Annotated in this window: 8 protein-coding genes; 3 read left to right on the top strand and 5 right to left on the bottom strand. The window is 71.0% G+C overall.

Annotation, left to right across the window (positions count from 1 at the left end; all coding sequences use genetic code 11):
- Nucleotides 1–8 precede the first annotated feature (8 nt).
- On the bottom strand, nucleotides 9–1,076 hold the full coding sequence (locus WMF33_RS24765) for a hypothetical protein (RefSeq protein ID WP_437339432.1): 1,068 nt from the start codon (nucleotides 1,074–1,076) through the stop codon (nucleotides 9–11).
- A gap of 28 nt (nucleotides 1,077–1,104) precedes the next feature.
- Complete coding sequence (locus tag WMF33_RS24760) at nucleotides 1,105–2,181, bottom strand: trypsin-like serine peptidase (protein ID WP_437339431.1); 1,077 nt, start codon at nucleotides 2,179–2,181, stop codon at nucleotides 1,105–1,107.
- 209 nt (nucleotides 2,182–2,390) lie between these two features.
- Between WMF33_RS24760 and WMF33_RS24755 the strand changes: the two genes are divergently transcribed.
- The 3 genes from WMF33_RS24755 to WMF33_RS24745 all read left to right on the top strand — a co-directional run bounded on the left by WMF33_RS24755 (nucleotide 2,391) and on the right by WMF33_RS24745 (nucleotide 7,679).
- A complete protein-coding gene (locus WMF33_RS24755; RefSeq protein ID WP_437339430.1) occupies nucleotides 2,391–5,117 on the top strand; it encodes a CHAT domain-containing protein in 2,727 nt (908 codons plus the stop codon).
- 47 nt (nucleotides 5,118–5,164) lie between these two features.
- Nucleotides 5,165–5,956: a M12 family metallopeptidase gene (locus WMF33_RS24750; RefSeq protein WP_437339429.1), complete on the top strand. Its 792-nt coding sequence runs from the start codon at nucleotides 5,165–5,167 to the stop codon at nucleotides 5,954–5,956.
- A 70-nt stretch (nucleotides 5,957–6,026) separates the two neighbouring features.
- Complete coding sequence (locus WMF33_RS24745) at nucleotides 6,027–7,679, top strand: hypothetical protein (protein ID WP_437339428.1); 1,653 nt, start codon at nucleotides 6,027–6,029, stop codon at nucleotides 7,677–7,679.
- 129 nt (nucleotides 7,680–7,808) lie between these two features.
- On the opposite strand, the gene WMF33_RS24740 is transcribed toward WMF33_RS24745, so the two are convergent.
- The 3 genes from WMF33_RS24740 to WMF33_RS24730 form a co-directional block, all read right to left on the bottom strand.
- Nucleotides 7,809–9,500, bottom strand: coding sequence for a peptidoglycan-binding domain-containing protein (locus WMF33_RS24740; RefSeq protein WP_437339427.1), 1,692 nt, complete (start codon nucleotides 9,498–9,500; stop codon nucleotides 7,809–7,811).
- Nucleotides 9,501–9,857: 357 nt separating this feature from the next.
- Nucleotides 9,858–10,892, bottom strand: coding sequence for a tetratricopeptide repeat protein (locus tag WMF33_RS24735; RefSeq protein ID WP_437339426.1), 1,035 nt, complete (start codon nucleotides 10,890–10,892; stop codon nucleotides 9,858–9,860).
- Nucleotides 10,883–12,442, bottom strand: coding sequence for a protein kinase domain-containing protein (locus WMF33_RS24730; RefSeq protein WP_437339425.1), 1,560 nt, complete (start codon nucleotides 12,440–12,442; stop codon nucleotides 10,883–10,885). Before WMF33_RS24730 ends, WMF33_RS24735 begins: the two co-directional genes overlap by 10 nt.
- Between the last annotated feature and the right edge of the window lie 297 nt (nucleotides 12,443–12,739).

Genomic DNA, 12,739 nt, shown 5'->3' with positions numbered 1-12,739 from the left:
GTCACGTCCTAGCGCTGCGCCGCGTCGGCGGCGGACAGGAGCTCCTGGAGCCCGGCGAAGAAGCGCTGCGTATCCTTGCTGGCCTCGTGGAGCTCGAGGCCGCGCCGCGTGCCGGCGTCGATCGCCCGCGGGTCGCCTGGATACAGCTCGCGGAAGAACATCTCGATATCGCTCCTCTCGATCCGCTTGAGCTCGTGCCGCATCGCCCGGTGCTCGATCGGCGCGAGCGCGCCGTGGGTCACCCTGTGGGCCGAGAGGGCCCCGATCCAGTCCCAGAGGCTCGGCTTCCACACGATCGGCTGCAGGGTGATGAGGGCGCCCCCGCCGGCGCCCCCGCGTCGATCGACCGCTTGCCGGTAGAGCTCGGGGATCGCCTCGGTGTGATGATCCTTGAGCCACCGCGCGTGGGCCGCGTCCAGCGCCTCCGGGTGCATCGGGTAGATGAGGATCAGGCTCCTGTCCTGGGTGAGGCGCGCGATCGCGTCGGGCAGCGCGTCCACCTCGACGTCCTCGCCGAGCTCGAGCGCGAGGACGTCCCGGAGGGCGAGGAGCGCCTTGCGGGCGTCACGCACGTTGAACACGGTGGGGCTCATCGTGAGCACCTCGGCGCCGAGGTCGTCCTTGAAGGCGCGGACGCGATCCAGGAAGTACTGATGGCCGTCCTCGGGCGCGCCGCAGAGCAAGAGGGCGTGGGCGCGCGGGTCATTGGCGCTGCGGCTCTGGAGGTCGCTCCAGATGTCGTGGCGATCGAGCCGCAGGTACGCGTTGGCCGCGGGGTGCCGCGGGAGGGCCGAGGCCTTGGGCTTGCAGGCGGCCCGGATGGCCGCGTGGTGCCTCGCCTTGCGCGCGTCCTCGAGCGCGCACTCCACGAGCTTCGGGATCTTCGCCGCGTGGACGCGGGTGACCTCGTCGAAGATGCCTTGTACCGACTGATCGTGGTTGATGCTGAAGAGGTCGACCCCCGCCCGCTCGCAGAGGAGGAGGGCCTCGCGCTTCTGCTCCATGCCGTTGTATGCGGCCGAGAGCGCGCGGACGAGCGCGGCGCGATCGTAGGCCATCGGTACGGGAGCCGGCATCTCGGTTCAGCTCTCTCCGGGGGCGCGATCAGGCCGGGAGCAGGCCGGCCTGGACGAGCCCTTCGCGCACCCGCTCGATGCGGATGCCCTGATTGCGGTACGCCGGCGGCCGCCCGTTCTGCTGGGGGATCTCCACCCAGCGGTGGTGCAGCGCGGCGACCTCCCACCGGTCGTTGAACACGGGAGATCCCGACGAGCCGCCGTCGGTGTCCGTCAGGTACTGCACGACGCTGTCATCGACATACTGCACCTGGTTGCGCGTGAGGCCGATGTGCTTCACCAGGCCGCGCGGGTGCTGGATGATGAAGACCGGGTCGTTCTCCGAAAGCGGCCGAGAAGGGCGCAGGGCGAGCCGCGGGTAGCCCTCGGGCAGCGGCGAGGCGAGGCGCACGGCGGCCCAGTCGTGCTCGGCCGAGCCCACGATCGTCGACGGGTCGCCGGGGACCACGCGCGGCTGCCTGGGCGCGCCGTCCGGCCCCGTCTCGTACGAGAACCACGCGTCCACGCGGGACACCGGCCGTCCGCCGGCGCCGAGGTCGAAGAGCACGTGATGGTTGGTGAGCAGGAGAGGCTCGCCCGGCGCGTCCAGGAGGAAGCCTGTGCCGTAAAACCGCTGCCCTCCGGCGTGGACCTCGAGGCGGGCCACCGCCGGAGACACGCGGAAGGCGCCCGCGAGCTGGCCCATGTCGATGAGGCTGCTCGCGCTGCCGAGGATCCGCTCGACGTCGCCCGAATCCGGGTCGGGCCCGGCGAGGCTGGGCACGCCGGGCGCGCCGGCGGCCGGCGCCTCGACGACGGGCGCCGGCTCCATGAGCTCTTTGATGCGGTCGTGGTACTTCTTGCGATCCCTGTCGGCGAGGACGAGATCCAGCAATGGACGGAGCAGCAAAGCGTCGGACGCCTGTCGCAGGGCGTCCTGCCAGACGTAAATGGGCGCCTGCTCCAGATCGATGTAGCTGGGTTCGAGCCCGGCGCGCTCGAGGATCACGGGGATGTCCTGCTTGCGGCTGTACGCCTTGGCGAGCAGGCTGCGCAGCTCGACGGCTTCGGGGTGGATGTAATTGAAGTCGTCGAGAAAGTGCGCTGCGCTGGCGGGAGGGCTCACGACCGGGCATCGTCGCGCCCGGCCGCACGCATTTCAAGGCTTAAGTTGCGCGATCCATGGCGCGCTGTAACGCCAGCCGGCCGCCTCCTTGAAAAGCGATATAGATCAATGGCTTATCCGCGCATCGCCGCGCATCGCCGCGCATCGCCGCGCATCGAGGCGGGCGGCTTCACGGCCCAGAGGCAATGACGTAGGATCGTCTCTGTACCATGACATCAAACGAGATCGGTCGGATCTGTGCCACGTGCTTGAAGGGCGACCAGGAGGCCAGCGCCGCCCTCGCGGAGGCGATCGGCTGGGCGGGCGACGGGCAGATCCTGATCGAGCCGAAGGAGGGAGGCGGCCTGGCGCTCCGCATGCTCGCGGAGATGGACTTCCATTTCGGCCATGCCTCTCCCGCGTTCGCGACCGACGCGGAGCGGATGTCATGCACGCTGGAGGCGTGCTCCGTGCTCGTCATGAAGGTGGAGGGAGACGCCGAGCAGCGCCTGTTCCCCGGGTGGCTCCAGGTCACCGCGCCGCCGTCGCGGGCCCTGCTCCTCGTCGCCGAGGGGCTCGGCAGCGACGCGATCGAGGCGCTCGTCCACGAGCACCGTCGCGGGGCCCGCCGCTGCGCCGTGGTGGCGATCCCTGCCGGTCAGGGCGACGCGCTGCTCGATCGCGTCGCCGCCTTGACCTGGACGAGCGTGCACACGGAGAGGGCGAAGCGCCTGTTCGAACGCGGGGAGCCCGTCGAGCTCGGGAGCGCGTTTCGGGTCCACGTCGAGCGAGGCCGCACGCTCCTCCAGGTCGACGTGGGCTCCGGCGCCGCTCTCGCCGATGTGCCCCCGCAGCGGGCGGCGTTGCTCCAGGTCGGCGGCGCCACGGAGGTCGAGAGCGCGGCGCGCAGGCGGCGCTTGCAGGACGCCTTGAAGGCCGCACGGGCTGCGATCGCCGGGGGCGTCCTCCCCGGCGGCGGCGCGGCGTTCGTGAGCGCGCAGGCCGCCCCCGCCGCGGCGCACTACTTCGAATCGACCCGGGAGGCGCGGGGCGCCGGCGCGAGCCAGCCCGAGCCGAGGCGCTCCCGGTTCCTGGAGAGCTTCGACGCCGTCGAGCGAGGCGGCTCAGACCTCTTGGACATCCCCTTCGGCGGCGACGGGCTGCTCTCGGCCCGACGGCAGCCGGCGCCCGGGGCGAATCCGACGAGCGCGCGCGATTTCGGCGCGGCGTCGCCCCTGCCGCTCCCGGCTGCGCGGCCGGCCGGCGCGTCGCGCCCGGCCGAGGCGCCGTCCCCCTTCGAGGTATGGTCCCCGGCCGAGGCGCTGCCGCCCGCCGAGGCGGCGGTCCCGCGCGATGCGTCGCCCCCGGCCGAGGCGCCGCCGCCGGTCGACGCGCCGACCGTGCTGCGCCATGTCGATGTCGCGTGCCCGCGCCGGATGTGGCTCGGCGCGGAGCGCTTCAGCCTGGTCGTGCGCCTCACGGTGGCTCCATCCAGCCTCAGCGTCGCCAGCCGCACCGGTCCGGTGCCGCTGAGGCCGTCCGAGCCCGTGCGCGTGCGCCTGAGCGCCCCTTCCTTCGATGTGCTCTCGCCGCTGGAGCAGGAGATCCGCATCCCCGCGAGCGGCGACAGCGATCCGGTCGTGTTCTTCCTCAAGCCCACGGCGCTCGGCGAGCGCGCCCTCCTCCTCGACTTCCTCCAGTCGGGCAACCCCGTCGGGTCCGCCGCCGTCCAGGTGGAGGTCACCGCGATGCCCGTGGCCACCTCGGACACCGCCTATGGGAGCGGCGCGGTCCGCACCTCGAGCGCCTCGCTCGCCGAGGCTCCCGAGCGGATGCTGTATATCGCCTACGAGCGCTCGCCGGCCGGCGGCGCGCTCACCTTCACGCTGATCCGGAAGGGCGAGGTGGGCAGGACGTTCACGCGCGTCCCGCTCTCCTCCTCGCCCGAGGACTTCACGACGTCGCTGTACCGGGAGCTGAACCTGCTCCGCGCCGGGAAGGATCCCACCGTCGACGCCCTCGGCAGGCCGCGGCTCGCCATCGACCGCGAGGACGTGGACATGAAGATCCGCGACATGGGCTTCGAGCTGTGGAAGGCGCTGTTCCCGGAGGACTTCCGTCGAATGTACGCCGCGGAGCGCAAGGCGTGGCGCGACAGCAGCATGATCATCCTGTCGGATGAGCCGTTCATCCCGTGGGAGCTGGTCTGGCCGTACGGGACCGAGCCGGAGCGCTGGCACGATGAGGAGCCCTGGTGCCTCAGCATGTCGCTGACCCGCTGGCTCCGGCGGAACGAGCAAGGGGGCGGCCACGAGGGCCCGGCGGCGGCGCTCCGCGTCGAGGCGTTCGCGCTGCTCGTGCCGACGGACTCCAACCTCCCCAGCGCGCCGAAGGAGAAGGAGTTCCTCGCCAGGCTCCTGGGCCAGGACAGGAAGCTGCAGGACAGGAGCCCCAAATACGCCACGGCGAAGGAGGTCAAGGCGCTGCTGAAGAACGGCGGCTATGGGCTGATCCACGCGGCGACGCACGGCAACTTCTCGACCAGCGCGCCCGACGCGATCACGGCCCTCTGGCTGGAAGGGGGAGAGCCGCTGAGCCCGCGCGCCATCAACGGCCCCGACATCGAATCGCACCTCGGCGCCGCGCGCCCGGCGTTCGTGTTCAACGCGTGCGAGCTGGGTCAGGGCGCGTGGTCGCTCGTGGGCATCGGCGGGTGGGCGAACCGCCTCATCTCCGCCGGCGCCGGCCTGTTCCTGGCGCCCCTCTGGCTGGTGAGCGACGACCGCGCCTACGCCTTCTGCGAGGCGCTGTACCGCGAGCTGGCGAACGGCGCCCCCGTCGGCAAGGCGGTCCGCGAGGCGCGGCGCGCGGCCAAGAAGGACGGCGATCCCACGCACCTCGCGTACTGCGTCTACGCGCACCCGAACGCGAGGTTCGTCTTCGGCAGCGGCGCATGAAGCGCCCTGCCGCCGACGCGGAGACGTCATCAACCAGGGAGGAAGCGATGAGTGAATCGGAAACGACCGGTGGTCCGGAGATCGACGAGGAGACCCGCGTCTGCGTGGACGTGTTCCCGCCCGTGGACGACGATCTGGCCCGCTCGGGCGCGGCGCAGGGGGAACGGGCGGAGTCGCTCGATTCCGTATACGCCGGGGACCCGGGCAACCCGGCGCGCATCGCCGTGCTGAAAGGCAAGCGGTGGGCCCCCGGGCAGACGCTGCGCATCGCGTTCATGGGCGGCGAGCGCGAGGTGCAGCGGCGGGTCCGCGAGGTCGCCGAGCTCTGGACCCGGCACGCGAACCTCACGTTCGATTTCGACGATGGCCCGAGCGCCCAGATCCGCATCGCGTTCATGCGCGGCGAGGGCTCGTGGTCCTACATCGGCCGAGATTGCCTGAGCATCCGCCGGGACAAGCCGACGATGAACCTGGGCTGGCTCACGCCGTCGACGCCCGACGAGGAGTGCTCGCGGGTCGTGCTGCACGAGTTCGGACACGCGCTCGGGTGCATCCACGAGCATCAGAACCCCGACGCCGGCATCCCGTGGGACACGGAGGCCGTCTACAGGTACTACATGGGGCCGCCGAACCACTGGAAGCGCGCCGACGTCGACAGCAACCTCTTCCAGAGGTACTCGAGGAACGTCACGCAGTTCTCGACGTTCGATCCGCGCTCGATCATGCTGTACGCGATCCCGAAGGAGCACACGCGCGACCGGAAGCCGCGTCCGGGCAACAGCACGCTGTCGGAGACCGACATCGAGTTCATCAAGCAGATGTATCCGCGCGCGACGTGAGCGCGGCACCTCGCGGGATCGCCCAGCGCGCGTCGAGACCACCGTCTTTGGAAGGAATGAGGGACACACCGTGAAGCCATCGCTCCTGCGCGCGCTCGGACATCCGACCGCGTCGACACACGCCCACCCCCGCGCGACCGAGCAGGTGCTCCCGCCAGAGGACGCTCCGAGAGGGCAAGGCAGCCCGAGATCGGACCGACCGCCCGCCAAGGACTACGCGTTCGACGCGAGCGCCGACGCGGACATCGGGCGCGTCGAGCCCGAGCACGTCGCGTGGCTCGAGGAGCGCCTCCGCGACGATCCCGGCCCGATCCTGGCAGAGGCGAGGAGCCTGTGGGACGCCAGGCTGACCGAGGGGGAGCTCCGGGGCGCGCTCGACCGGGCGCGGGCGCTCCTGGAGCCGTCGACCACGGCGGAGCCGCTGCTCAGGGCGGCCGCCGCGCCCGTGCAGGCCTTCGGCATGTCCGACGGCCTGCTCAGGGCGGCCGCGGCGCCGGTGCAGGCCTTCGGTATGCCCGACGGCGTGCTCAGGGCGGCCGCGGTGCCCATGCAGCCCGACGGCGTGCTCAGGGCGGCCGCCGCGTCCGTGCAGACCGTCGGCATGCCCGACGGTTTCGGTTTTCTTGGGTACGATTCCACCTGGCTGCCCATCCTCCCGATGGAAGAGAAGTTCGAGACGGTCGCGGACGGCGCCATGTACGCGCTCGCCTTCGTCGCGTCGAAGGCCGCGAACAGCCTCAAACCCAAGGCGCCCTTCCGGTACCACGACGCGTCGAAGGAGCGGTCGTTCGTGTACGACATGCCGGTGGCGAAGACCAGCCTCGCCCTGCTCGCCGACTTCGGCAACGGGCTCCCGCACTCGCGTTACATCGCCAAGCACATCCGGAGGCTCGCGCCCGACCACCTCCTCTACCTGGGCGACGTCTATTACGCCGGCACATCGGCGGAGTTCGCGGCCTTCGTCGCGCCCGAGTTCGAGGACATGCTGGCGCGCACGAACGTGATGATGCTGAGCTCCAACCACGAGATGTTCTCCAAGGCGTACCCGTACTTCAGCTACCTCGACTACCGCATGGGCCTGGGCGCGCCCCAGGTCCAGCAGGGGAGCTATTTCTGCCTGCGCTTCGGGGACGCGTTCCAGATCATCGGGATCGAGACCGACTACTTCGGCCACATGACGTACGCCGACGCCCGGCTCCGCTCGTGGCTCTCGCAGATCCTGCAGGACGGACGTCAGCGCGGGTGTATCAACGTGCTGCTGTCAGCGAACGAGCCGTTCCAGTATGGATCGATGGACCTCACCAGGATGTACGAGCACCTGAAGCCGTACCTGCCGGCCGTGGATCTCTGGATGTGGGGCAACACGCATTACTGTGGTCTCTTCGACATGACCCCGGAGCTGCCGGTCTCGAGCTGCATCGGGCACGGCGGCTATCCCTATCGACTCTCCGAGTACGGGCTCGACAAGGATTTGTACGCCGCGCCGTGCCCCGCGACCCCGCTCTTCCTCGAGTCGCAGTCGCGCTATCATGGGTACAAGCTCCGTCCCGAGATCGGCAACAACGGCTTTTGCATGCTTCACCTCGATCCGGGGCAAGGGCCTTCGACGCGGCGCCTTCGCCTCGAGTACATCGATTGGAGAAGCCGGCTGCGGTACCGCGCCGAGCTCGGCCGGCAGCAGGACGGACGGGTGGCCGTGCTCCACGGCGCCGAGGAGGTCTGAGCGAGCGCGCCAGGGGGACTTCGCCGCGCGCGCCGGTCACCTCGAGGCTCGCCCCGTGACCGGCGTCGTCGATGAAAACCCCGCCATCGTGTGGTCTCCTCTCGATCGGGTTGGCGCGAGCCGCCCCGATCAGCCCCTCACCGCGCCGAGCCTCGCGTCGAGCGCCTTCAAGGTGGCTTGCCCCGCGACCCCGTCCACGAGGAGCCCGCGCTCGGCCTGGAACGCCCTCACGGCCTCCTCCACGCGATCGCCGAAGACGCCGTCGACGCCGCCTCGGAGCTGGATCCCGACCGCGAGCAGCGCCTCCTGCAGGGCCTTGATCTCGGGCCCGCTGGCCCGCTTGCGGAGCGACCCCTCGCCCCGCGCGACGCGCTCGAGCGCCGGCTCGCCGGCGAGCGGCGCGTTCTTCAGGATCTGCGGCTTGGCCGGCCTGCCGGGCCGCGGCGCCGGACGCTCGGCGAACGGATCGCTCGACGGCGACGCCGCCGCCCGGAAGAACGGATCGCTCGTGCAATCCAGGCCGTCGGCCTTCATGTGCTCGCAGTAGAGCTGGAATTGCCTCCAGTCGGGGATCCATTTGAACTTCCGGGCCCTGCCGTAGAAATAACGACCCACGAGCACGGCGAGGCGCTGGTCGCGCTCGACCGACGCGGCGCCGCCGTCGGCCTGGGGCAGCGCCCAGTCGAGGCAGCCGTCGACGTACGCCGGGGCCCAGTGCTTGAGGTGGGCGATCCAGTTGAACAGGGCCTGCGTGGCGATGCCGTCGGCCCCGGCGATGTGCGCCGACGTCTCCATGAACGTGACGAGCTGCGCCTCGGTGACGGCGTCGCGCGTGCGCGGATCGCGCGCCGCGTGGATGAGCACCCGGAGCAGCGGGACCGAGCTGCGGAGCGTCTCGAGCGCCTCTTTCCGCCCGGTGATCACCCGCTTCGCCCGGAGGTCGACGACATCGTAGACGTTCTTGTCGCGGTAGCGCAGGCCCGCGCGGCCGAGCCGCTCGCGGAGCGCCTCGTTCGCCGCCGCGCGCGCCATGACCTTGCCCAGCATCCCGAGGCCGCCCCAGCCGGTCCCCCAGGTGACGATCTGGTTGTCGTAGGTGTTGATGGCCGCGGTGCTGCCCTCGCGCGCCTGGAAGGCGCGGAACGCGATGACCTTGCGGCGGTCGCTGGAGCTCGACGCCGCGGCGCGGGACTCGAGGTAATCGTGGAGGTAGGCGAGGTGCGCCTTGTCGCTGGCCCCGGTGTACATGTGCCCTTGGCGAACCGGCTTGAGGCCCGGCTCCGCGGGCGCCTCGCCGCGGCTCTGCTCGATCTCCGCGAGGAGATCCTCGGGCAGCTCCGCCCCGGCCACGGCCGTGCCCGCGTCCGTCGCGTAGTCTTCCCACCCGAGGAGGGGCGCGCTCGCCTGGGCGAGCCCGGCCGAGAAGCCGGAGGACCTGCTCGCCTCCAGCGGCGCGCGGCAGAAGCCGAGCCCGGGCCCGGGGAACACGAGATCCGTGTAGCCCGCGAAGGTTTCGACTCTCCCGAGCCCCTCGAGGCGTTCGCGCACCTCGCCGAGGAGCGCTTCGCAGAGGCTCTCTCTGGGCGCGTCGTCGTCGGGCGACTCGAGCCCGGTGAGGGCGATCTCCCAGAGGAGGCGGCCGTCCGTGCCGCGCAGGATGCGGTGCGCGAGGAGCGCGGGGTGGATCGTCGGCCGGGAGGCGACGCTGAACGCGGCGGCTTCGGCCAGCAGAATCCGCTGGAGTTCCGCCGGATTGACGCTCGCCTCCGGGTCGATGTGGAAGAGAAAGACGTTCGCTGCGTCTGCGGTGTTCTCTGTCACAACCAATGAGGAGAGCGAGCACGACTGCCCCTGTCAACGGAATCCGAGCGCTCGGACGAGGCAGAGCAGCAATCGGGCATCGAGCGTCTGGCCGCAGTCTTGCGACCGACGCGCGGGTGGACATTCCGCGAGCACCAATGCGGAATTCCGCCCCTGAAGCACTCGAGTGTTCGGGAACTCCGCCGGACGGACGCGGCGGGGCTCAGCGCCTTGCCGCGGCGAGCGCGAGAGCGACCAGCGGCCTGCAAGCTCCCTGGGTTGATGTAAGTTTCTGTCGCGGCTGGTGCCGCCGCCAGTCGCCACGAGCTCCGTTGCAGCCGTGGTGGACTTGAGCAGGCGCTCTGGGCGAAAACAGGGCTAAAATCTACTGCGCAGCAGCGCCCCGCCGCCGCCTGGCAGGACCGCGGGCGTGAGGGCGACGGTCGCGCCCTGCTGAGGTGACGTCAGGAGGAGCACCAGGCCAGCGCCAATGCCAGCGAGGCCGATGGCGCCGAGCACGGTACCCGTGGCGGTGAGCGTCTGACCTTGAGACTGAGCGCTCATGCCGTCCTCGTTGCAACTCAATGGATTCGGGCACTCTTCCTCGAGATCCAACTTCGCTTTGAGCGCGAGCCCGCCCGCGACGAGGCTTCCGACCAGAGCCGCAGTACCGACGCCGCCAACGACGAAGGCGACCGTCCGTTGCGTGCCGGAGGCGGGGGCGGACGGCGCGCTGACGACCGGAGGGGGCGAGGCGGCCTTGGGGGCTTCGGACACACGGACCGGGCGCGGCGCGGCGACCGCCGGAGGCGGCGCGGCGTCGACTGGAGGCGGCGCGAGACGCAAGATTTGGCGCGCGCCCTCCGCGAGGGTCACTGGCGCTTCGGTCTGCCTGCCGTCGGTCCATTGGGCGACGACAGCGTGGGTTCCGGGGTCGAGCGGGAGCTCGCTGCCAAGGCTGGCTTGCGGAAGCGCGGCTCCATCCAGGAGCACCTCCGAAGGTGCTGGCGCGCCCTGGTCGAGCTCGATCACGAGTTTGGGAACGCGCGGCTCGAGCTGCTCGATCTGCTGCCTGGTGCTGGCAAGACGGAAGTCGTTGGGCTCCAGTTGTGGCAGCAGCTGCTTGAGGTGCTGCCACGCGCTCGCCACTTTTCCGAGCTTCGACTCGCATTGCGCGAGGTTGAAGAGGGGACCACGCGCGGGGAATGTGGACAGGCTCTCGCGGAAGAGCGGAACCGCGCGGGCGCAGTCCCCCGCCTCCAAGGCCGCACGGCCTTGCTCGAAGAGCGCCTGCGCCTCGGCTTTCGAGCTCGTCGGCTGCGCGGCCGCCACATGGCTCATCGCGCAGAGGAGCGCGAGCGGCAGGACGCAACGCCACGCTGCGGGATACGCTGATCGTTTGGTCAATCCCATGACTTCCCTGGGTCCACGGGCGGTTTTTTGGGGTCGGCCGTCGGTCGCGGCGTGGGCCTTGGTGCCCTTGCGGCGCTTGCCCCTGGCGTCCCCGCCGCTCGCGTCGCCGGAGGCGCCGCCGGGATCGCGCTGACCGCGGCAGGTGCGCTCGTGACGAGCGCTCGGCTCGGGGATGGCGTGGCGGTTGCGTGGTCGGCGATGGCGACGGGGGGCGACGCGAGCCCCATCGGGCTGTCCGTGCCGGTCGGTGCAGGCGCGGGCTCGGACGTCGTGCTCGATCCCACGGGGCCACCGCTGTCCACCGGCCCGCTCGTCGTGAGCCGTGACGCGACGACGAGCCCGCTCAAGACGAGCCCACCCGCGGCGCAGGCGATCAGCGCGACGCGATTCCGTCGCGCGCGGGCCGGTGTGGTGTTGCCCGGGGACGCGAGAGGCGATATCTCGTGCGCCGTCTCCGTCGCCTCGCTGCCGGGCGACGACATCGGGCCTGGGCCCTCCGGCATGGGCGCGGTCGTCGCGTCGTGCGCTCCTGCTTCCCACGAGGGCGTGGCGAGCAGGCAGCGCGCCGCGACGGGCGCGTCCACCCCCGGCGAGGAGCCGGCGCGCGAGGCGAGGTCCGGCAGGAGACGGTCGATGCTCTCGAACGACAGCCTCCCGCGCTGGGTCGCGAAAGGCGCGAGCACCCGGGCGACTTCGGCCACGTTCTGGACGCGAGCGGCGGGATCTTTCGTGAGGCACTTGTCCACGAGCGCAGCGACGGCCGGCGGGAGGTCCGGGTGCAGCGCCAGAAGGGACGTGGGCGTGTCCATCATGATCGCCGCCGTGACCGCGGTCATGGTTTCGCCCTCGAAGGGGTGCCGCCCCGAGAGCATGCGGTACAGGATCACGCCGAGCGCCCATATGTCCGTCCGCACGTCCGTGTACTTCAGGCTGCGGATCTGCTCGGGCGACATGTAATGGATGGAGCCCATGATACGGTCAGTCGCGGTCAGGCTCGCCTCCTTGACGGAGTCGCCCACGCCGATGAATTTCGACAGGCCGAAGTCGAGCACCTTGAGGAGGGGGGTTCCGTCGGGGCGGCGGGTGACGAAGAGGTTGTTCGGCTTGAGATCGCGGTGGATGATTCCGCGCACGTGAGCCTCGGCGAGCGCCTCGCAGGCCTCGAGGAGGTGGTCAGCGGCTTCGGTCAGCGACAGCAGGCCGCGGGTCTCGAGCACGTCGGCGAGGTCTTCACCGGTCAGGTACTCGAGCACCATATAGGCCGCGCCGGTGTCGAGCGTGCCGACGTCGAGGACGCGCGCGACGTGCGGTCCATCGAGGGCAGCGGCGGCGCGGGCCTCGCGGAGGAAGCGGGCGCCCGCGTCCGGGAGCTCGGCCGCCTCGGGGAGCAGGAATTTGATGGCGACGCGGCGCTCCAGGGCGAGGTGCCAGGCAGCGAGGACCACACCCATGCCGCCGGCGCCGAGGACGCGCTCGACACGGAACTTGCCCTCGACAACATCGCCGGGAACGGGGACGCCGGGCCGGCGGACGGCGGGCTGCTGCTGCATGGCGGAGGGCGAGCGTAGCCCGGCGGTGCTGCCGAGCACAAGAGGCGGGCGGCTTCGAGAGCGGTCGGCCAGCGAGCTCGGCGCGGACCAGCGGCGCGTGGAGCTCGATGGACGGCCGCCTTGATGGCGCGCAGCGGCCACGTGGGTTGAGGGGCGACGCGTCACGGACGATCTCTGCCGGTGATTGAATGCCGCGGCGCCGCCGCACGAGGCGTCGTTTCGCAGGCGGCCCGCTTGACAGCGGAGAACGAACAGCGCGACGCTGCATCGGCGATGGGCGACAGGTGGTCGAGGGCG

The sequence above is a fragment of the Sorangium sp. So ce394 genome (assembly GCF_051474665.1).
In the GTDB taxonomy this organism is placed as follows: Bacteria; Myxococcota_A; Polyangia; order Polyangiales; family Polyangiaceae; genus Sorangium; species Sorangium cellulosum_D.
The sequence above is the reverse complement of the archived record's forward strand: the minus strand, read 5'-3'. Positions and strand labels throughout refer to the sequence as shown.

Bases quoted from the DNA above. Each gene is read 5' to 3' on its own strand.
- WMF33_RS24765 (WP_437339432.1), bottom strand. From the start codon at position 1,076: ATGCCGGCTCCCGTACCGATGGCCTACGATCGCGCCGCGCTCGTCCGC.
- WMF33_RS24755 (WP_437339430.1), top strand. From the start codon at position 2,391: ATGACATCAAACGAGATCGGTCGGATCTGTGCCACGTGCTTGAAGGGC.
- WMF33_RS24750 (WP_437339429.1), top strand. From the start codon at position 5,165: ATGAGTGAATCGGAAACGACCGGTGGTCCGGAGATCGACGAGGAGACC.
- WMF33_RS24735 (WP_437339426.1), bottom strand. From the start codon at position 10,892: ATGGGATTGACCAAACGATCAGCGTATCCCGCAGCGTGGCGTTGCGTC.
- WMF33_RS24730 (WP_437339425.1), bottom strand. From the start codon at position 12,442: ATGCAGCAGCAGCCCGCCGTCCGCCGGCCCGGCGTCCCCGTTCCCGGC.